The organism is Paenibacillus sp. 10L310, from assembly GCF_056395745.1.
Genome location: NZ_JBFTKC010000007.1, coordinates 156,972 through 178,102, shown reverse-complemented (window position 1 = coordinate 178,102; position 21,131 = coordinate 156,972). Strand labels below are relative to the sequence as shown.

22 protein-coding genes are annotated in these 21,131 nt (G+C 48.8%); 3 read left to right on the top strand and 19 right to left on the bottom strand.

The annotated features are described in order from the left end of the window. Positions 1-22: 22 nt before the first annotated feature. The 4 genes from AC1DE7_RS17415 to AC1DE7_RS17400 are packed head-to-tail and all read right to left on the bottom strand — an operon-like array spanning position 23 to position 4,290. The gene (locus tag AC1DE7_RS17415) at positions 23-1,039 is read right to left on the bottom strand and encodes a DUF4340 domain-containing protein (RefSeq protein ID WP_477534872.1); all 1,017 of its coding nucleotides are present in this window, start codon (positions 1,037-1,039) and stop codon (positions 23-25) included. Next, positions 1,036-2,430: a GldG family protein gene (locus AC1DE7_RS17410; RefSeq protein WP_127547120.1), complete on the bottom strand. Its 1,395-nt coding sequence runs from the start codon at positions 2,428-2,430 to the stop codon at positions 1,036-1,038. The genes AC1DE7_RS17415 and AC1DE7_RS17410 overlap by 4 nt, the downstream gene beginning before the upstream one ends. A 4-nt stretch (positions 2,431-2,434) precedes the next feature. Further along, positions 2,435-3,151 carry an ABC transporter permease subunit gene (locus AC1DE7_RS17405; RefSeq protein WP_017692528.1) on the bottom strand — a complete coding sequence of 239 codons (717 nt, stop codon included), beginning with the start codon at positions 3,149-3,151 and terminating at the stop codon, positions 2,435-2,437. After that, positions 3,148-4,290, bottom strand: a complete 1,143-nt coding sequence (locus AC1DE7_RS17400) for an ABC transporter ATP-binding protein (protein WP_477534871.1) — start codon at positions 4,288-4,290, stop codon at positions 3,148-3,150. The genes AC1DE7_RS17405 and AC1DE7_RS17400 overlap by 4 nt, the downstream gene beginning before the upstream one ends. A 453-nt stretch (positions 4,291-4,743) precedes the next feature. On the opposite strand from AC1DE7_RS17400, the gene AC1DE7_RS17395 reads away from it, so the two are divergent. After that, a complete protein-coding gene (locus AC1DE7_RS17395) occupies positions 4,744-5,826 on the top strand; it encodes a glycosyltransferase family 4 protein (protein WP_307720256.1) in 1,083 nt (360 codons plus the stop codon). 82 nt (positions 5,827-5,908) lie between these two features. On the opposite strand, the gene AC1DE7_RS17390 is transcribed toward AC1DE7_RS17395, so the two are convergent. Then, positions 5,909-7,438 carry a DHA2 family efflux MFS transporter permease subunit gene (locus tag AC1DE7_RS17390; RefSeq protein WP_477534870.1) on the bottom strand — a complete coding sequence of 510 codons (1,530 nt, stop codon included), beginning with the start codon at positions 7,436-7,438 and terminating at the stop codon, positions 5,909-5,911. 218 nt (positions 7,439-7,656) lie between these two features. Next, entirely contained in the window at positions 7,657-8,016 is a 360-nt protein-coding gene (locus AC1DE7_RS17385; RefSeq protein ID WP_076253288.1) for a hypothetical protein, read from the bottom strand. Between the two features lie 186 nt (positions 8,017-8,202). On the opposite strand from AC1DE7_RS17385, the gene AC1DE7_RS17380 reads away from it, so the two are divergent. Both AC1DE7_RS17380 and AC1DE7_RS17375 read left to right on the top strand, forming a co-directional pair. Then, entirely contained in the window at positions 8,203-9,441 is a 1,239-nt protein-coding gene (locus tag AC1DE7_RS17380; RefSeq protein ID WP_340984330.1) for a glycosyltransferase family 4 protein, read from the top strand. Then, positions 9,438-9,608, top strand: coding sequence for a hypothetical protein (locus AC1DE7_RS17375; protein WP_179086550.1), 171 nt, complete (start codon positions 9,438-9,440; stop codon positions 9,606-9,608). Before AC1DE7_RS17380 ends, AC1DE7_RS17375 begins: the two co-directional genes overlap by 4 nt. A 146-nt stretch (positions 9,609-9,754) precedes the next feature. On the opposite strand, the gene AC1DE7_RS17370 is transcribed toward AC1DE7_RS17375, so the two are convergent. The 13 genes from AC1DE7_RS17370 to AC1DE7_RS17310 all read right to left on the bottom strand — a co-directional run bounded on the left by AC1DE7_RS17370 (position 9,755) and on the right by AC1DE7_RS17310 (position 21,109). After that, on the bottom strand, positions 9,755-10,285 hold the full coding sequence (locus AC1DE7_RS17370) for a GNAT family N-acetyltransferase (RefSeq protein ID WP_477534869.1): 531 nt from the start codon (positions 10,283-10,285) through the stop codon (positions 9,755-9,757). 248 nt (positions 10,286-10,533) lie between these two features. Then, complete coding sequence (locus AC1DE7_RS17365; RefSeq protein ID WP_282320348.1) at positions 10,534-11,250, bottom strand: glycosyltransferase; 717 nt, start codon at positions 11,248-11,250, stop codon at positions 10,534-10,536. A 96-nt stretch (positions 11,251-11,346) separates the two neighbouring features. Beyond that, positions 11,347-12,063 (bottom strand): glycosyltransferase, encoded by a 717-nt coding sequence (locus AC1DE7_RS17360; protein WP_127547109.1) that lies wholly within the window; start codon positions 12,061-12,063, stop codon positions 11,347-11,349. Further along, positions 12,060-13,001, bottom strand: a complete 942-nt coding sequence (locus tag AC1DE7_RS17355) for an NAD-dependent epimerase/dehydratase family protein (RefSeq protein ID WP_127547107.1) — start codon at positions 12,999-13,001, stop codon at positions 12,060-12,062. The genes AC1DE7_RS17360 and AC1DE7_RS17355 overlap by 4 nt, the downstream gene beginning before the upstream one ends. Continuing rightward, positions 12,983-13,810 carry a dTDP-4-dehydrorhamnose reductase family protein gene (locus tag AC1DE7_RS17350; protein WP_127547105.1) on the bottom strand — a complete coding sequence of 276 codons (828 nt, stop codon included), beginning with the start codon at positions 13,808-13,810 and terminating at the stop codon, positions 12,983-12,985. The genes AC1DE7_RS17355 and AC1DE7_RS17350 overlap by 19 nt, the downstream gene beginning before the upstream one ends. Beyond that, positions 13,807-14,793 carry a polysaccharide biosynthesis protein gene (locus AC1DE7_RS17345; protein ID WP_017692517.1) on the bottom strand — a complete coding sequence of 329 codons (987 nt, stop codon included), beginning with the start codon at positions 14,791-14,793 and terminating at the stop codon, positions 13,807-13,809. Before AC1DE7_RS17345 ends, AC1DE7_RS17350 begins: the two co-directional genes overlap by 4 nt. Beyond that, on the bottom strand, positions 14,786-15,877 hold the full coding sequence (wecB, locus tag AC1DE7_RS17340) for a non-hydrolyzing UDP-N-acetylglucosamine 2-epimerase (RefSeq protein WP_127547103.1): 1,092 nt from the start codon (positions 15,875-15,877) through the stop codon (positions 14,786-14,788). The genes AC1DE7_RS17345 and wecB overlap by 8 nt, the downstream gene beginning before the upstream one ends. A 14-nt stretch (positions 15,878-15,891) precedes the next feature. Continuing rightward, entirely contained in the window at positions 15,892-17,517 is a 1,626-nt protein-coding gene (locus AC1DE7_RS17335; protein ID WP_288991212.1) for a glycosyltransferase family 4 protein, read from the bottom strand. 66 nt (positions 17,518-17,583) lie between these two features. Next, entirely contained in the window at positions 17,584-18,723 is a 1,140-nt protein-coding gene (locus AC1DE7_RS17330; RefSeq protein ID WP_047841233.1) for a CgeB family protein, read from the bottom strand. 60 nt (positions 18,724-18,783) lie between these two features. Beyond that, positions 18,784-19,878 (bottom strand): CgeB family protein, encoded by a 1,095-nt coding sequence (locus tag AC1DE7_RS17325; RefSeq protein WP_083677493.1) that lies wholly within the window; start codon positions 19,876-19,878, stop codon positions 18,784-18,786. 250 nt (positions 19,879-20,128) lie between these two features. Further along, on the bottom strand, positions 20,129-20,470 hold the full coding sequence (locus tag AC1DE7_RS17320) for a hypothetical protein (protein ID WP_340028451.1): 342 nt from the start codon (positions 20,468-20,470) through the stop codon (positions 20,129-20,131). A gap of 1 nt (position 20,471) precedes the next feature. Continuing rightward, positions 20,472-20,771, bottom strand: a complete 300-nt coding sequence (locus AC1DE7_RS17315) for a hypothetical protein (protein ID WP_017692511.1) — start codon at positions 20,769-20,771, stop codon at positions 20,472-20,474. Continuing rightward, positions 20,768-21,109, bottom strand: a complete 342-nt coding sequence (locus AC1DE7_RS17310; protein ID WP_017692510.1) for an alpha-helical endospore appendage domain-containing protein — start codon at positions 21,107-21,109, stop codon at positions 20,768-20,770. Before AC1DE7_RS17310 ends, AC1DE7_RS17315 begins: the two co-directional genes overlap by 4 nt. Between the last annotated feature and the right edge of the window lie 22 nt (positions 21,110-21,131).

The window sequence follows — 21,131 nt, the reverse complement described above, 5'->3', positions numbered from 1 at the left end:
TATCACTTATCTTCCGCCCCGCTCATTTCCCGTCTGTTGATGAGGATGTCGTTGCGTCATTTGCAGAACTCGATGACTCTTCCGACGAAGTTGTTGATGCTTTAATTGTATCCGGGAATTTCTCGGCTTCCGTTAGACTTGTCGCATCCATGCCATATGCCCATTGACCATCCGGCGTAATGACCCAGATCTGATCAGGTTCGGATGGCACCGTAAGTCCCCGATACACATCTCGAACTTGTTGCCCATTGACCGTCTGTTCAACAGACAGGGTGAATCGTGGAACCGAATTCTTCAGCTCGGACGCTTTACGCACATCATCTGCTGTCGAAAGGTTTTTGATTTTGCCGATAAGAGATACGGCATCTGTGGCTTCAATCGTTTTTCCACTCAGTGTCCAGGTCTGTTCTGCCGCATCGTTCTCCAATGTCGTTTTTAACATCCAGGTAGCTGCCTCACCCTCCCACTCCAGAGACCCAACATTTGTCTCATCCATATTGAAAGGTGTAGTGTCCAACAAATCACGACGAGACAAAGCTATGCTGGTAATCGCCTCTGTCTGCACGGCAACCACAGGGCCCGAATCAACACGCACATAACGTGCATCATCTGCTGGAAGCTGGCCACCAATAGCCAGTTTGATCTCCCGATTATCTTTGAGTTTGATATCCATACGTGTAGCATCTGTTCCTAATCCGTACTTATCCAGATCCGTTGGTTCTTCTTCTACCACCAGTTCCTGATTTGCACCACTCAGAGCATCCAGCCAGCTGCTTACACTGTAACCGTTCAGAGGATAGGCTTTTGGCTCAACCATCTGCCATACGCCATTTTCAAGCGTTAAAGTCGAAGTTGCTGCTACATCGGATGTCTCCTCCGTTGTGTCATGTATTGTAATAGATTGAACATCCCCGGATTGAATACCAAGCAACTTGGCTTGAACCGCTTCTTCTTCCCGAAAATAATTTTGACTGGCCGCGTACACCCAGCCCACAATTAGTACGATGACCACCAGAATCGTTGGAACCCATTTTCTCATACTCGTCTGCGCCTCCACCATAAGAGTACACCAATGATAACAAAGATGAGTGGGAATGCTACAATAGCCACGAAGAAAATCGTTCTGGCTTGTTCGCCATTCAGGTATGCCATCTCATACCCAGCTTGTACACGTGGGCGAATCGTCAATCCATTTTCTTTCTCACTCAAATAGTTTACCGTATTCAAAATAAAGTCCCGATTGCCACCATTCGCAATTTCCGAATCCTGCATGAAAATGGATGAGCCCAGAATAACTGCCTTCGGTTTACCATCCGTCGTATCGGCTGCATATCCTAATTCAACGGGTCCCTGAATGTCCTCTTCGGCATCATTGGTTGTTTCATTCTGCAATAAGCCGCCGATATTCGTCTCCCCATAACTGTCATTCGAAGAATGCATTAACGGTGAAAGGGTATATTTATCCTGTTCTTTGCTGGTCAACGCAATCGACAACGACAACATCGGATACAATTGACTTGCAGCAAGTTTGTCCGTAATTGCATGTGTACCATACTCCGGCACCACCCAGAGTGGCCCCATCGTACTGGCTTGCTGATTATCCACCATGACCGCATGCTCATCAACGACGCCATAGTCAGCCATGAGGGCATCGATGTTTTTCCAACTGGATTTCATATCTTCCACAAATCCGAGGGATAATAACAGCTTGCCTCCATTACTCAGATATGTACGAATGGCTTTCATTTCCGTATCACTGAGATCGCGTTGTGGGCCAATAATGGCGAGTACATCTGCATCTTGCGGAACCTTTCCGGCTTGATTCAGCTGCAACTCTTCCGTCTGCACATTATTTTGTTCCAAGGAGGATTGCAGCGTAGTCATCTGAGCGAGACTCAGCTCTTCATGCCCAGTCAAAAAGACCATTTTGTGCATCTCCGTGGATGACATATTCATGAGCGCCTGCGTAAGTTTTTCCTCACCTGTGAACTGATATGATCCGTCACTGCCGTCACCTGTCGCGGTAAACAAACTGGCGATATCAATCACTTTGTGTTGATCTCCCTGCTCCAGCACAATGGAGCTGCCTGTTATGCCATATTTGGATGCAAGCGCAGGTTCCTGCGTCAGATTATATTGTTTTATTTTCAGCTTGCTGTTACGTTTCGTGTATTCCTCGACCATATCCGTCACCTCACGGTTCAGGACGGTGTTGTTGGCATTTTCGACCGTTAACACCAGAATGTTGACGTCATCCTCCACATTTTTGATCGCAGTAAGAGACTGGTCAGATAACGTGTATTGTTTGTTCGAGGTCAGATCCAGCTGGAAGCCGCCAAGTGAATTCAGGAACAGTGTTAGCAAAATAAAGATGCCAATCACCGCTACGGACAGCACGGTACTGTTGGTATGACTTAACCATTTTTTCATCTTCTCACCTCCACCGCTTCCGTTCCACAATTTGAATGCTTAACAGCAGAAACACACCCGAAAGGGTGACATAATACAAGATATCCGGCCCACTAAGCACACCTTTCATGAAGCTGTCGAACCGGTTGGTCAGAGCAAACGGGTCCAGCCACTGTTGCAAAGCAGAACCTGTATTTCCTGCGAATGAATCAAGCATCCACAAAACGAGCAAAATAATAAAACCCGCCACCGCAGACACCATCTGATGCTGGGATAATGTAGAAGCGAACAGTCCAATCGCCATCATACTTCCGCCCAGGAAAAATAACCCCAGCGCAGACATCCATACCGTCGTCATATCCAATGTCCCATAAAATGACATGATGAAAGGGTACACCAGACTGCACAGGATGAGCACAACCAGAATGGCCAGAGAAGCAAGATATTTGCCAAAAATAATTTCTGTTACACGTGCCGGAGAAGTCAGTAACAATTCATCCGTTCCCTGTCTAAATTCCTCTGCAACCAGTCGCATCGTTAACAATGGCACGACAAACAGCAGCATGGACAACGTATCGCCCAACACGAGACGATAATCAACAATACTCGGCTGGTAATATACAAAGCTTGAATAGAACAGCAGACTGGTCATCAGTACATATACGGCAAAAGCAAAATAGGACGTTGGTGACAGAAAATAAGCTTGCAGCTCTTTATTGCATACCGCCATCATTCGTCTCATTTGGAGTCCTCCCCTTTGCGAACTTGGGGCGAAGTATCGGCTGATGTACCGACTGATGTTCCCGATATACTCGACGAGTCGATGTCCGAAGTTACGTCCTGATCCATCTCTGCCCCAACAACCTTATCCACATCTGCCGAAATCGCGTCCGTGTCTGTTGCCTCGGTTGTGGTCAGCTTCAGGAAGATTTGCTCCAGGCTCAGGTTCTCCTTCTTCATCTCCAGTATCGGTAATCCTGCACCTGACAAAAGGTAGAACAGCTCCTCCCGGAAATCTTCCGAGTTTTCTCCAGTAAGCAGCATTTTAACCGTATTCGCCGAATCTGAATTAAGTGAAGTATCTTTGCTGGTATTCACATCCGACGCTTGAATAACTTCACTCCGCACCTTCTCCCATGGTGTCAGCACATTATGTAATTGCTCCGCAGTGGCCTTCACTTCAATCGATACCTTGAACTGATCCCCCATTGCTGATCCGAAATGCTGAGGTGAACCATCCAACACGAGCTGTCCCTGATTGATGATCAACATTCGATTACAGAGCGTGCTCACTTCAGGCAAAATATGCGTACTGAGCAGGACCGTATGGTTCTCCCCCAGTTCTCGAATCAGATCTCTGATCTCGATAATCTGATTTGGATCAAGACCCGATGTTGGCTCATCCAGGACCAGCAGATCCGGCTTGTGAATAATGGCTCCTGCCAGCCCAAGGCGTTGCTTGTATCCTTTGGATAACCCACGTACCATTTGCCTTTCCCGACCCTGAAGTCCCAGTCTGCTAACCATCTCACTGACCCGCAGCTTAACCTCACGTGCCGGGACATCTCGCAAATTGGCTACGAATTTAAGATAGGACTGCACGGTCATATCCGGATAGAGTGGCGGAGTTTCAGGCAGATACCCAATCTTGGAACGAACACGCTGACCCTGCTCATGCACCGACATTCCATCCACCATAATGGAACCCGCGGTTGGATGCACATAACCCGTAATCATACGCATCGTTGTTGTTTTCCCGGCTCCATTGGGTCCGAGAAAGCCAACAATCTCACCACGTTCCATGGTGAAATCCAGTTGATGTACGCCGCGTTGTCCTTCGTAGACTTTGCTGACCTGTTTCACTTCGAGCACATCATTCATCCTTTCCCGTTAAAATACCCGTGCACCATCATTCGTTATATAAATTCAACTGAAAATATTACACTTGCACTCCGATGACAGAATAACCTTCCGATTACTGTTATCCCCAGATTTTTTTGATTCCTTCTCAGAAGGAAAAATCCGGAGATAGCGTATGCTTCCGATGTAGCTTTCTTTTCAGAAAGCTTTTAGGCGAACGCTTCGCTTCTTCAAGTTATTTCTGCCCTCTCCGTTATCGTGTAAATGATACGTTGAACTTATGTAATAGATGATGGCACGGGAAGTTCCTTGTATATTACGTGAGCTATCCTAGCCTCAGCTTAATGACACTTAAAAGACAGCTTAAAAATATATGTCCAAAATGTGAACATTCTGACCAACACCCACACCCTGCGCTTAAAGCCAACGTAACATAGAGTACAGGAGAATGTGCTCCTGACCAAAAGTCAGAGGGTGAATCGTGTGAAAGTATTATTCACGTTTTATGTTCCGAGCGGTGGCGTGGATACGTTAAATCGACTGCGCACCGCTGTTCTGAAACGCCATGGCATTGAAGCGCACCTATTGTATCTCAGCACAGGCTCGGGATTGCAGAACAACAGTGATACACCTATTTTCACCGCGTCCAGTGACGAGGATATCCATCATATCATCCATACTCATCATTATGATGCCATCATTGCCACTTCAGACATCGCTATGCCCGGCCGCTTGAGAGGACTTGGTTATACCGGACGAATTATTTTTGAAGCCCAGGGACTCGGAGCACGCGATCAAGCTCTGGAAACGATACAGATGGGTGTCCCATACCTCCAAGCTCATTGTGATGCTGCCGTTATACCTCCCACAGACCACCTGCTGGATATGTTCATTCATATCTGTCCCTGGCTTCATCGGTTTGTTATTCCCAATATGCTGGATACAGACACCTTCGCACCAATCTTGGTGGATACCCCACCCTATCCGGTGCTGGCTTGGGTAGGACGACTTGAACACAACAAAAACTGGCGTGAATATCTAATCATATCGAGTGAAATCGTCAAAAAAAATCCGGAAGCCAGACTATGGTTGTTCCACGATCCAACTTTGGCTAATCCAGAAGATGAAGTCATGTTCCGGCACATGCTGGCAGAATACGGGCTTGAGGATCGGATTGGGATCTTCATCAATGTTCCTCACTCTCAGATGCCTGCATATTATTCCATGATTGCCGCTTCAGGGGGCATCATGTTATCCACTTCCCTGCTTGAAGGATTCGGTTATGCCGTCGCTGAAGCCATCAGTTGTGGCTGCCCGGTGCTCAGCACGGATTCGGATGGTGTTCGTTCATTTATCACACATAATAAGACTGGTAAGTTTTATCCAATTGGAAATGTAGAGGCCGCTGTAGCCGAAGCAAGGGACCTCATGAATAACAAGAAACTGCGTGAGTATATTCGCATTCAGGGCAGACAGCATATGAGCTTGTCTTTTTCACCAGATCGATATGCCATTTCTTTCCGTGAAATGATGACAGCACTACGAATTTTCCATTGAGCATAGAAAAAAGGCAGTTCAGCAAAATTTCTCTGAACTGCCTTAGTATGATTTTTATGGTTTTTATGGTTTTTATAAAATCTTAGTGACCCATCATCATCGCGGGATCAGGCTTGTCACCATTTTGAAGTTCTTCTTCCGGCATCGGTTTTGGTTTCCGCAGAATCAGACTGAGCAAACATCCGAACAATGCAATACAAGCGGCCAGGAAGAACGTATCATTGAAACCAGCCACCAAACCATGCACGATAGCGGTCGGCTCTGTACTCATTGTATTGTCTGCGATTCTTGAAGTCAGGAAGCCTGTAAGCCCTGCAACCGCAAAGGACACGACTACTTGCTGTGCAGCAGCCGTGAGCGGTGTAACCCGTCCAACCAACTTGCGCGGTGCAGCATTTAATACATGCGTATTGAGTGGCATCATGGACAAGCCCATACCCAGACCCATCATGACCAGAGCCGTTATAATCAGGCCAAGACCTGTCTCTGCCGTAATGGAGGACAGAATAAACAATGCTCCCGAGATAATACCCAGACCCACAAAGGCCAGAGGTCTAGCACCGATTTTATCAAACAATCGACCACCAAGCGGCATACCCACTCCGGAAGCCAATGCCTGTGGCAGTAGAATCAATCCTGTTTCCAGTGCAGTGTACCCTTTGATCTGTTGCAGATAGAGCGGGATCAGGATCATCGCACCGAACAGCGCCACTTGTGACACCCATGCGAGAATAATTCCCCGTGAGAAATCAGATGATTTGAATACCCGGAGTTCGAGCAATGGATTTTGATGACGAAGCTCCACAATAATGAACAAAATGAGCGCTACACCACCCACAATGACACCCGTCAAAGTTGTTGCAGACGTCCAGCTCGTTCCACCCTCACTCACACCGTAAGCCAGCATCGAGAACGCAATTGGCGCCAGAATCATGCCGAGCAGATCCAGTGCAGGTGTGCGTCCACGATCTGTATCCGGCAAAAACTTGATACATAGAATGAAAGCTGCAATACCAATGGGCAAGTTAATCAGGAAGATCCAGTGCCAGCTCAGTGATTCAATAAACCACCCGGACAACACCGGACCCAATGCGGGGGCAAGCAGCATGGGAATTCCCAGCATCCCCATGATGGAACCTCTTCGCTCAGGCGGAGCCAGACGAAAGACCATCGCCATACCAATAGGAGCAACCATGCCTCCACCGAGACCCTGAATGATACGGTAAATGATTAATTGCTCAGGTGATTGAGCGATCGAGCATAACACTGAACCCAAGGTAAACATGGCAATGGTGAACAGGAATACTCTTTTGGCACCAAAACGGTCCGTTAACCAGCCTGCCAGTGGAATAACTGCAGACAAAGCCAAGGTGTAACCCGTAACCGTCCATTGGATCGTTTTAAGATCCGTCTCAAAATATTGAACCAGATTTGGAATGGCCACGTTCACCACCGTGCTGTCCAGAATAACCATAATCATTCCGACGATAATTGCCAGGAGTGGCAGTATAATGGCTTTAAGCGAAAACTCTGCCGGCTCCTGGGGTACTGCTGTTTGTTCTTTCACGTTCTCCACACTCTTTTCCAGCCAGTAGATCGCAGGCTTATCCATGCGTCTCACTCAGCCTATATTGACGACCAATTTCAAACTACCGTTTTAAATCGTCGTTTTAAACTTTCGTTTAATACTGATCTAATTCTAATGAAAATACCTTTGCTGTCAAGCTATTTTTTCAGACAATTCTACTATGGATGCACCACAAAAAAATGGAACAGGCACCTTCCCTGCTCCACACGTTGGTTAATCATGATTATGCAATGATGTCCATATCAATCTGCAAGCTTCATCATCTGATATTCTGACAGTATGCCCAATGTCTGACCGTGAATACTTCTGCAATATATTCGAATAACCAGATGCTTCGGTGAAGAACTGTTGCTGATGATCCTCAGTTCATAAGGCTCGGATGACACATCCAGATTATGAATGACCTGATTACCGCCCGCTCCCCCCGAATTTGACGTTAGGTGAAAAAGGTGTCGATACAGTTCTCCGTGAATACTGGCTCCACCAACAAATACATCCGTCCCTTCCTCGCCGCCCACATAGGCCAACTCCACATCCATGTACTTGACGGGAACAAATGTCTGTAACAGATTCTCATGAATCTCAAGTAAATATACCGCCACTGTAGATCCCTCCTTCGGAGCACACGAACCTTCCTGTACATAGGATATGCTTCCTCTCGTCCATTGCCATTTGCATTCACCCATTTTCGACCAATTACACGGAAATGCCCGACCTTCCGGTCCTCTTTTTTCATAGAATAAAAGGATAGAAGCTCGGCCGGTGCAGGCCGTGACAAGGAGGTAGCTATGAAAGTTCTGCTCGTTACGTATTGGGAGCTTACACATATGGGAGGCATATGGACATATGTTAAACAACTGGCCGACAGGTTAATCGCACTTGGTGTAGAGGTTGATATCATGGGCACAAATGGTGCCAATAACGAAGTATATGTTCGTAATCTGAACCGAGCTTTCTCCAAGGATAAGGTGTGGCCCATGTTGCAAGCCAAACTCAATCCGACTGATCTGCCACAATTCACTGCTGATCCTCTCCTCGCTTATTATGAACTGAATAGATATGCCTTCGAGATGGCAGCCGCTTATCTGGGGGTGGACCACTACGACGTTATTCATGCGCAAGATCCGGTAGCTGCCGTAGCCATAAAACGCATCTTGAACCGCAATATCCCACTGGTTACAAGCTATCATGGCGCTCTTGCACGCGAAGCCTTTTACGATGCTCAAAATTCCAACCCACAGCTTACTCTCCCTTCATATTTGCAATCCAAGCGTGGACGTTATTTTCTCTCATTGGAAGAGCGAAGTGCAGCACAGTCCGAGCTCATTCTCGTGTCAAGCCACTGGATCAAGAGTACGCTTACAGAGCTTGCCGTTCCTGAATCAAAGTTCAGACAGATTCCCTATGCTGTAGATCTCCCAGCCTACCGTGCCTCAGCAACTGTGAAGTTCCGCCAGCGACCACCTGCGGGCAAGAAAGTCATTGCCTTTACCGGACGACTTGAATACATCAAGGGCGTTCATGTGTTAATCAAGGCCTTAGCCAGTCTGAAAAATAAACGTTCCGATTGGGTCTGCTGGATCGCAGGAGAAGGCAATCTAACCGATGAATTGCGTTCACAGGCCGCGTCAACGGGGATTGGAGCCGATGTTGTGTTCTGGGGCAAGCTGGACAATATTCCTTCCTTCCTGCGCCATGCAGATATCTATGTCCAGCCCAGTCTGCAGGACACCCAGCCGTTCTCCGTTACTGAAGCGCAACTGGCGGGTGTACCTGTTATCGTCAGTGGCACAGCCGGCATGCCTGAGATGGTTGAATCTGGACGTACGGGATGGGTTGTTCCTCCGCAGGATGTCGACTCGCTCCGTGAACTGTTGGATGCACTACTTGAGGATGATGTTACCCGAAGAACAGTGGGGGCGGCGGCGAAAGCTTGGGCTGAACAAAATCGTTCACTGGAAGTGATGGGATTTCGTACATTTCAAGTCTACCAAGAAGCCATCTACAGAGGAGGACATACAATATGACGTTACTTGTACCAAGTGATCTATACAATCGCTGGTTTTCGACTCCAGTTTCCACACCTCACATCAACGTGGATTACGCTGTAATGAATGAATTGATGAAGAAGCTGCCTAAAGGATATGTATTTCCCGATCCTGCATCCATGGTGATCATGAATTCAAAAGATTGAGTTGTCCAATGATATGCCGTCTTCATATAACATGCCGAAATATCAAACAAGGGGTGTCCCATCTGTCATATGAATGACTGAGGACACCCCTTTTGTTCGCTTCAAATGTGTTCTAACGGACCGAGAACACGCTATTACAGATCGTTTTAATCTGTCGCCAACTTGGAATACATATTCAGATCACTGAACGTTTCGCCTACCCTCTCGTATGCTCTGAGAGTACCTTCGTATGTGAAATTGAGCTTTTGCAATAGCTTGATAGAATTCACATTATCGGGGTCAACCTTTGCCTCAATACGATTCAGCTTCATAGTCGAGAATGCATGAGCTAACAAAGAAGAGATCGCTTCCGTAGCATATCCTTTCCCCCATTTTGATCTGGCAATGTCATACCCGATTTCTGCTTTGAGATTGTCAAAATCCAGTGAATTATAACCACAGGAACCTATGATTTCGTTGGACTCTTGCACAAGGATAGAGAACCGAATGGCCTTGTTTTCCTGAGCAAGATCATTCAGAAGATTAATCATGGCTATAGCTTGATTTTCATCCGTAAAATGAGTGATATTCATAAATCTAGTTACATCCGGATCAGACCAAATTTTAAACAAGCTGGCCGCATCCGATACGTTCATTTGTCGCAAATATAACCGTTCTGTGTGTAACTCTGTAATCAATACTCTTACCTCCATTAGTTTATTAATAGTTGGGTTTAAGATATTGATTCTGCGCATAGTCCAGTCCCTTCCGTGTATGAATCATTTCATTATACAGAGACTTCAGCAATCGATCACCCTTTGTGTCCACGTATCTGTCCATAAAGCAAAAAAAGAGCTTCCACTTATAACACTTAAAAAGTGCTTCATAAGGGTGCTCTCCTGTCCATTTAATACCTATTTCATTCAGCCATCATTACCAAAACCATCTACTTCCAGTACCCGCCAACCTGAAGTAAGTTGAACAGAATAGGCCGATGCTTCGCCTGAACCTGTTCCATCTCGGCAACCAGTGCCTTGAAATGGCGTTTGGTCCCCATCGATTCATGCAATCGGTAACACATCAGAGGTTCATTGTAGTAGAACAGCTCATACATTGGAAACAGCCTCATCCACATCTCATAGTCATGGGTGTAGCGAAAATCAGTGTCGAACAGTCCGAAGCGCTCAAATGCTTCCATCTCTAACATGACAGTACAGCCGTTGATCGGACAACCTTCCAGCAGTACCTGCAACATTTCCAGACGACTTCCCACTTCCGGATGCACCGTATCCAACCATTCACTCTTCTCATTCACATAATGGTAGGCACCATGACAGAATGAAGCCTTGACCTCTCGCATAAACGTCAGTTGTTTCTCCACCCGATCAAGTAGCATCACATCATCTGAGCTGAGCCAGACAAAGTAATCCCCTGTTGCATGTTTGATGCCCTCATTTAATGCTGTCGCGGTTCCACCGTTTTCCTTGCGAATATAGCGGATGGAATCCATGAATGGCTGTAGCCGCTCCACGTGCTCGGTTGACCCATCATCCACCACGATGACTTCGATATGCGGATACGTCTGGTGAATGGCACTGTGAACAGCCTGCTCGATATAAGCACAATTGTAAAAAGGAATGACGATCGATACTTTTGGCTCCATTCGGGCCTTCCCCTCCTCTTACTGTCTTAGGTAAAATGCTGCGCAAAGAGGGCGTTAATCAGCCATCTTTTGGCTTTCATAACTGCCCTCCCTACGCTACCCGCCAAGCGTCGCTATTCGCTGCAACAGCGGTTCCCGATATCTGGACCATACCATGGATGCCTCTCTGCCGATGACATCAGCATGACGTACCGATCCCATTCCCCCATGCCACCGATAGGCAGTAAGCGGTTCATTCAGGTATGGGAACCGATGACCGTTCAGTACAATACGCATCCAGAGATCCAGATCATGGGTGTAGGGAAGAAGTTCATCGAACAACCCCACTCCGCTAAAGAGATCCTTGCGAATCATGACCGTGCAGCCATTCACCGGATTGCCGTTAACAAACCGTCGTAGTAAATCCATATCCGACATCGGTTCAGGCCCACCATGCATTTTGGTAACTGCCGAATGCTCGTTGATATAATGAAAGTTCGTATGGGAGACGAGCACATTCTCACGCTGCATAAACTCCAGCTGATAACGAATTTTATCCGGGTACAGATAATCATCCGAACTGAGCCAAGCTACATAATCACCAGAGGCATGGCGGATGCCATGATTAAGTGCCGAAGCCGTCCCGCCATTGCTTTTGCCAAGCACATTAATATAAGGAAGATAGGGTTGAAGCAACTCTGCATGCCGGGTTGAACCGTCATTCACAACAACGATCTCCACATGGGGATACGTCTGGTTCAGCGCACTCTGAATCGCCTGAGGCACATAAGGGCAGTTGTAGAATGGAATGACAATGGATACTCTCGGATTCAACTTGTCGTCCTCCCTTGCTGGACACGAACATCACTCAGGATATCCTGAAGTGATGTGGCAAATGGAATCATCGGCTGCCAGCCAAGCTTGCGCAGCAGTGATAATTCCTCCTGTTTCCCCGAACCATCCGGACCAGAAGATGCCCCATCCCAGCGAACAGGTACTTCCGCTTCTGTCATGGACAACAGCAGATCTGCAATTTCACCAAGACTGCGCTCGACTCCAGACACCACCGGGTATACCGTACCACTGGACCCGTGTACCATGAGGGTCGCATACGCTCTGACGGCATCCCGCACATCCAGAAAGTCACGGGTATTGTCCCGTCCGGACAGACGGAATGCCTCGGTTTTTCCCGCCTGCTCACAGGCAACAACATGGCGTGCAAGCAGTGAACAGATGCCTGTGGAAGGACCCGCACCAATCAGATTGCCTGGCTCCGCCAGCATGATCTGTTGTCCGAAGAGCGACATCCACGACAAGGACACCATCTCTTCCAGCGCTTTACTGAGGCTGTATGGATGCGGAGGCTGGGGAATCCGGCCAGGTTCCGGCGTATATTTTAACCGCGATCCTACAATAACGGTACGTGCTGTCGGACAACTGCGAAGCGCATCCAGCAAATACAGCACGGCCATCACATTGGTCTCCAGGACCAGTAGCGGATCAGACCACGAATCAGGCACTGAATTTTTGCCAGCGAGATGCAGCACATAGTCGGGCTGCACCTCGCCGATCAGATGACGTACTTGCTGTTTATCGTTCAGATCACAGACATGGACTTGTGCACCTTTTCCGAATGAATACACATCCGGCCTCCGGACTACAGCCGCAACCACTGCACCAACTTCCCGAAAATAAGATACGGCATGTCGCCCGGTAAAACCGGAGGCGCCTGTAATCAGCACTTTCTTGTCTCTCAGCTCTGCTCCATCCATAATGCCAACTCCTTCAGCATTGTAGAATAATCCGGCAGGTCTGTCTTCACATCCTCGCGAGTGGACACCAGCGTACGGTCCTGCACCACACTGTCATCACGCACAATCGTCACATCCTGCTTATCCCAGGTCTGCTTGAACAATATAAGCAGGTCATGCTTGCTGACAGGTGCCGGATGAGCTAGGTGGATCAGACCACTAACCGATGAGGACAGGTAATGGTCTACCCATTTGGCCAGCTCAAGTGTGGTCACACCGTTCCAGAATACGCGGGTATACCCCCCGACTTCACCTGTGCTGGACATAAACCATTGCATCAGACCAATGCCGCCCTGGCGAATCTCGGGTCCAATGATGGACGTACGGATCGTCAGATGACCTTCATCCTGAACTTCGCCAAGTGCTTTGGTGATAGCGTAAGCTGAAGTCCCATCCGTAACATCATCTTCCCGGTATGCTCCCCGTTCTCCGCTGAACACACAGTCCGTGCTGATATGAATCAGGCGTGCACCAATCGTATCTGCAACCCGCCGCAGACGATGTGGCAGGAAACCATTAATATGATATGCAGTAATTTTGTCCTCATCTGCGAAGTTGTTCAACACACCTACAGCATTAATAATCACATCCGGGTGCACAGCTTCTACCAATCGATCAACCATGAAGCTGTCGTTCACATCCAGGAGCAGACCATTGGGGTCCGTTACATCCCGAGATGTGTAGAAGACGCTGTGTACACCTTGACGGCGGAAATAGTCGACCAAAATATGGCCGGCCATTCCGTTTCCACCAAGTATCAGCAGTTTCATGACAAGAATCCTCCGCGTTTCAGAATTTCACGAATCTCCTCTTTGGTCATGAGTTGGTGTTCAGAACTGAAACTGTTAAAGGAGACCGGAGGACAATTGGTATAATGTTCACGCAGGCCCGGTATGCCCAGGGTAGGAAGAATTACCAGGTACTGCTCATCGTAAACAACGGTGGTCATGCTCTCGAATTCACTCATCAATATTTCATGGATTTTCTCCCCTGGACGAATGCCCCGTTCCACAATGCTCACATTCTCCACACCGGAATCCTCAATCAGTACTTCCGCGAGATCAACGATTTTGCAGGTAGGCATCGTCATGACAAAGATCTCTCCGCCGACACTTTCCACCGAAGCTTTGAACAGCAAGGTAATTGCGTCCTTCAGCGTAAGAAAGAATCGAGTCATACTCATATCCGTGATGGAGACCTGCCCTTTCTGGCGGATTTGATTCTTGAACAGATGTACCACACTTCCATTTGTTCCCAGTACATTCCCACCCCGTACCGTAACAAACTTGGTATCGCTGTGTAACAAGTTTGCATATACAATTAATTTCTCGCCGATCGCTTTTGTCATGCCATAAAAGTTGGACGGATTGGCAGCCTTGTCAGTCGAGATATAGATTACTTTTTCCACCTTGTTCTCAATAGCGGCCTCGATTACGTTCTGTGTACCAATCACATTGGTTTTGAGTGCTTCGTACGGCTGGTCTTCACACACCGGAACATGCTTGAGCGCTGCCAGATGAAATACATAGTCCACATGCTGGCAAGCCGCCGTCAAAGCGTCCTTGTCACGAATATCTCCAATCCGGAAATGAAGACGCGGGTCTTCAAATTCACGACTCATAGCTACTTGGCTAGACTCGTTCCGGGAATATACAATAATTTCTTTGGGCTGCTGGGGCAGTAGTTGAGCCACAAGTTCATAACCCCATGATCCCGTACCGCCAGTCACGAGTATACGCTTATTTTCAAACATGCATTTTCCCTCCAAGCAGAAATTTAACCACTTTACTGGATACATCTGTGGCTTTGTAACCTTGCGGGCAATCCCAGTCGCTAGACATCTTTGTCATGACTTTCACGCAATCAGCGATGCGCGCGGCATCCAGACCGGAGACTACATTGCTGCCGCAATCGACCGTTTCCGGCCGCTCGGTAGTTCGACGCATCGTTACGGTCGGCACGCCCATAATGCAACACTCCTCCTGCACGGTACCGCTATCCGTAAGTGCACAGCGTGCATGACGTTCAAGCATTACAAAGTCGAAGAATCCAAACGGCTCGTGAAACTCCACCAGCGGGTTCATCTCCAGATGCAGATGCTCCGCAATCCGGATCGCTGTACGCGGATGAATACTGCAGATCACACGCAACCCGTGTTCCTCTGCGACCTGGTTCAGCCCTTTCATAATCTCCAGCAAATGAGGGGCATGATCCACATTCTCGGCTCGATGGGCAGTAACCAGGAAGTATTGCCCGGACTTCAGCTTGAGCTTTTTGAGTATTTTGCTGCAACTTACTTGCGCGTCGTAGTGCTGCATTACTTCATAGATGGGATTGCCCGTTAGCACGATACGCCTGCTTGGTACCCCTTCACTGACCAAATGTTTCTTGCTCTGTTCCGTGTAAGGCATATTAACGGTGGAGATGGCATCAATAACCTTACGATTTTTCTCTTCAGGCACATCCAGGTCGAAGCAACGATTGCCTGCTTCCATATGAATAACAGGAACACCCATGCGCTCAGCCAATATTGCACATAATGCGCTATTGGTATCGCCGAGCAGCAGCAATTTATCGGGCTTCTCCTGCAATATCAGATCTTCCATCTGCGTAAACATCGAGGATAGCTGTCGTCCCAGAGTGGCCGCTTCATCCTGAAGAACGTAATCCGGTGCGCGCAGGCCCATTTCCTTGAAAAAGAGACCGCTGAGACTTTCCGTGAAGTTCTGTCCCGTATGCACCAGAATATGTTTGGACGCGTACTGGTCCAGCTTGGAGATGATCAGGCTGAGCCGTATGATCTCAGGTCTCGTACCCAGCACCGTCATGATCTTCATCGTAATCCCTGCCTTCATCTTGTATTGGAACCCTTGCGCCCTGCTCGGCTACGTCCTGCCTTGGCAGATTTGCGTCTGCGACTAGCCGATTTCCCCATATGTGGACGCGGTCCCTTCGTTGTACGGGTTCTCCCCTTACGTCTGCCAGTTCCGGAAGTACGTTTCAGCCCCTCACGGTCTCGGCGAGAATGAGGTGCAAGTGGCTTGCGACGACGTTTCCGCGTTTTGCCCCTCTGTTGAATCGGCTTTGCAGCCGGGACAGTACCTGAGGCAACAGGAGCATCGTGACCCAATGCGATTGGAGGTAATGAGGAATGTGGCAACGCCTGTATGACGGTCAGTGGGAATAATAGTGCCCGAACCGTAGTCGGCTCCAGAACCAGTACAGTGCGCAGTCCTCCCTCCCCATGGGTATACACAGGTCCATTCGGAGGTTGGATATAAGCAAACCATCCGGGAAAACGCAATAACCACTGTGTCACCATCGTATGCAGTTTCGTTCGGTAGGTTTCAACGCCGTAGAGCCTTTCCGCTTCTGTCCGATTACTCCACCCCGTATTCGAGGCCAGCTCTGCATCATTCAGCAAGGTTGTTGCCAAGGTGACAAGCGCTTCGGTATCACCCGGTGGGGCCAGAAATGCATCACTGCCTACGGATTCCATTAATTCCTTCAGTCCACCCTGAGCAAAAGCGATGACCGGTTTGGCAAAATAGAGACCCTCCAGTGCGGTCATGCCAAATCCTTCTTTGACCATGCTTGGGATGACCAGGATATCCATCGCGGTATATGCCAGAGATACGTTCTCTTCAAACGTAGTGAAGGTAAACCGGCGTGAATACCCGGATTTTTTCACCCGTGATACACACTCGTCGTAATACTTTTTATCCGATGGTGCCCCGATGATCCAGAAGCGACAACGCGAATGTGTTTCACAGATCCTCAAGGCCATATCCACAAAAGGTTTCAACCCTTTGGCATCATATATAAATGAAGAAATATAACCGATACAGGTCTGCGATGATTTGAAACCGAGCTCCTTACGCTTGCGTTCGCGCAGATGAACCCAGCGGTCCGGTGCTGGTAGCGCGGGTTCCCAAGTTGGGGAGATAATGGTCACTTTGTCACCTATGCCGGCTTCGTGGAATGGGGCTACCGCTGTCTCGGATATACCGATAATCCAATCCGCGTAGCGCCCAATCATCTGGATTGCCTCGTTTGTATGTTCATTCGTATGAATGATCTCGGTAATCTTCCAGATGACCGGAATCTGAAGGGACTTTGCCGCTACAGCCGGCATCACATTAACGCAGGTGTTCGTTAACACCATATCGGGAGCAGTCTCCCGTATTAGGGAGACTGCTTCCTGATACGCTGGTGTATGACGAAGATGCTCCGCATCATCTGCAATGCCCAGGTAAGGTGTGTACACACCGTGAAGCATCGGCAGAGTGCATATTTTGACCTGAATGCCGAATCTTCGCGCAAGGCCCGCAAGCTTCCCCTCCTGAGGGGCTACGAGCACACATTCAAAGATCGTACCGATCTCTCTCATAAAATGAAGTAGCAGCTTCTCGGCACCTGTAATGCTGCGAGTATTACACACATGTGAAAATAACATCAGCTTTGGTTTCGTTGCCATGGCCGCACGGACCCTGTACACGGGTATCCGATACAGGGTACTGTGCACACCTCCTCCCAGCCAGAATTAAGGGAATATGATGGTTAACATTTCATTAATTCTTTTGCCATACGTGTGGTCTTTCAGTGTACGTTCGAGTCCACGAAGTGCAATCTCACGGCGTTCCTTTTCATGAGTAAGATAATATTCCACTTTGTCGAGTAACTCCTGCGGCGAGGAATATGTCTCAATCTCCACACCCGGTTTGTAGAAACGTGCAATGTCATCCCGCGCGTCGGTCAGCTGTAGCGTCGTGGACGCGGCAATCTCAAACGTTCTCGGGTTTGGTGAAGCTGGCGCGATTTTGAGGTGATTATTATTAACGGAATCATCTTCGTGGGATCGATGCAGGTTGATGACAATTTTGGTGCCATTGTACACATCATTGGTCTCCGGCGGACTCATCCAGCGACCGAGTTCAATCTTCTCGCCATAGGCAGTATAGTCAGGCAGACGGTCCCACCAGATTCCGTTAAATACCGTATTGTGTGACATCAACTGAGGCATGATCGGATTGAAGAAGTATACCCGGTTCCAGTAGGCCGAGCCGATAAAGCTGACATCCCGTTTTAACGGGGAAGGAGTTGTAATTGGAAAGTAATGATTAGTGAATGCGGCAAAAGGGAGGTAGTGAACGGACGCGCAGCCGATTTGTCGATATAGATCGATACAGTTTAGTTCCAACGTGAAGACATGGTCAAAATGTGTCACAATATCCAGCGTCATATCTGTATAGTACGGGTCATCCGTGAGCCAGATCGCCGTCTGAATGCCCGCTTGGCGAATCGCATCGATATGCTCGATGGGGATATCCATTCCGTCCAGCACAAGCACAAGATCAGGACGCGTCTGCAGTGCAATTTCAGAAACCGGTTGACGCGGATCAGAGAGGGTTACTTGAGCTACCATACCCTGTAGCGTGGCCATAATGGCCTCATCCAACGGGGAGTAAGGGAAGCCTTTACCCGAGGATACATACAGCACGTGAAGCTGTCGGAAAGGCAACGGTTCCTGTGCACAATTCACTATATAGTTGGCGCGACCGCGCAGATATCCTTCTTCCTTACCTGCGTCATATCCGGCATGTTGCCCATTTTTGCGTGCTTGATCAGCCAGGCTCAGTACGGGTGCATGAACCTTTTTGGTTTTACGGTGTTTGAGAGACATACCGCCACTCCTTTATTTTTTGGGATAGTGTTCTTGTTGATGCTGCACTTCAGACGGGGATTACAAATGTTCCAGCAACTGACCGATCCGGCGAGTGAATGTATGCTGGTTCATCGTGGTGAGAAGTCCACGCCACGCCATCGCCTGTCGTTCTTCTTCATGCTTCAGATAATAGTGGATCTTGCGCTGAAGTTCTGCTGCGTTGGTGAACGTCTCGATGTCATATCCCGGCTTATAATAACGGGGTAAATCTGCACGTGCATCCGTAATCTGCATTGTGCCGCAGGCGCTGATCTCATACGTTCGTGGATTAATCGAGTGACCTTTAAGATGATGTGTATTACGATTGTCTTCCCCATTCTCGCAAGTCCGGTGAATGTTAATGACAATCTTGGCGCCATTGTAATAATCTACTGTCTCTCCAGGAGCAATCCATCCTTCGTGGATGAAACGGCCTAGTACATCATAGCGTGTCAACCGATTCCACTGGCTACCCGCAATGAATACCTTTTTGTCCGCTAGAAAAGGGGCCAGCTCATCAAACAAGGCAATCCGGTTCCAGAATCCGGTACCGATAAAACAAATGTCGTGCTGATGCTGCGGTGCGGCGCGCCGCGGTTGAAACATGCCTGGATTCACCGCGAGTGGCATATAGATGACCTGGTTCGCTCCATGTCCCAGATAGAAGGGTACGGCGGCCTCTTCATGCGTGAAGACGACATCATAGTGCTGGCAAAGGGACGTTGTATCTTCGGTGAAATACGGATCATCCACAAACCACACGGCAGTTCGGATACCGAGTGCACGTATGCCATTCACCTGCTCTACATGATCTGCGGGAAATACATGCAGACCATTCATGACGAGCACAACATCGGGCCGATGCTGACTGGCTTCCTGCAACATCGTTGCTGGCGATCCAACAACGCATTCACGTACAGATTGCTGCAGAGCCAAGGTGACACCTTCATCGATGGCATCGAATCCTTGCGGGATATATAACACCTTCATGTCCCGCAGGGTCGGTTCAAACATCTGCACCCGCTCCATCATGGCTTGACAGCCGCCAAATCTGCGGCCTTCTGCATATCCGCCGCGGTAAGCCGTTTCCGCTTCGGTCAGCGGACGGTGCCTTCGTTTTGCCACATTATTCACCCTGTCTTCCTTCAGGAGATCTCACTTCCAGACTCTCCCCGAGATTGGTCTTCCCTCTAAAGGATATGCCTCGGGGTCAGATGCATCATGGACGGGTGTCCTGCAAGGCGCAAAATTGGCGCATGCCCTCCACATCCGCCTGTACGGGCATGTCCGCTTTTGCGGCGATGCAAATAGCCCGGAGGATCTGTCCCCCCGGGCTAACTGTATACAGGTATCATTCCATGCAGGAATAATCCTCTCTACTCGGTTACTGTGCTTTGTAAGCCAGCTGATGTCCGTCCTCGAATCCCTTGGCGAAACCCGCGTTGAATCCCTCGTTGTACGCCTCGTTGTATCCCTGGCTGTACGCACCGTCCGGGTTCGGATCGGTAGGGGTAGCCGGGACGACTGGTTGTACGGGCTTTGGACTCCGGTGCCGCCGTACCGTACGTTTCTTTTTTTTGAGCCACGCACTGCGTCCTTTAAGTGGGCGTTTGTGAAGAACACGTTTGGCTCTGAGCGCACGCAGTTTGCGAATTTTGCGCAGACGGGCTCCACGGATTAACAAAGCTCTTTTGGTTCTCAGTCGTATTTTCTTCTTCTTTAACATGTCAACATTCCTCCTGTATGTCCCGAACGATACGAATTGCACACCCGGGGTCTTTGAGCCACGGCAAGCCAGGCTCCCCATGCTGGATTCGGGCCAGCCTGATTCCCGTAACCATACGAGACATTTCTGCCTGATAGCGACTCAGCAAACGAATGTTCTCGGCCAGACTGCGGGCGGATACTTCCGAATGAGCGGTTACACTGGCTACACTGTCCAGAATGCGTGCCAGCGCCTGCTGACTGTGTGCAATGGATTCAATGAGCGCCAGTTTGGCTTCCTGCTCACGCCGCATCAGACTCATTTTCCCATGTCTCCCAGATCCATGCCGCCAAACATGCCACCGTCCATACCGCCGCCATCTTCGCTATCGTTCTGCACCATCACCGCTTTGAGATTGTTGCACAGTCCGGTCTCCATCCGGGTTAATCCTTCCAGCAATTCCACCAGCTGATCATGCATTTTAAGCGGCTCGCCTACCTGATCCCCATGCGTCAGAAAGGTATCCCCATTCAAATGATTCAGCGTCCAGTTCCGTACCTTCTCGGCCTCAATCGCTTTTGCCTCCAGGATCAGGGCAATATTCCACTGCATTTTGGCTGCTGCGTCCAGCATCAGAATGAGGCTCTGTTCTCTACTCATGTTCCTTCACCCGCCTTCCGGG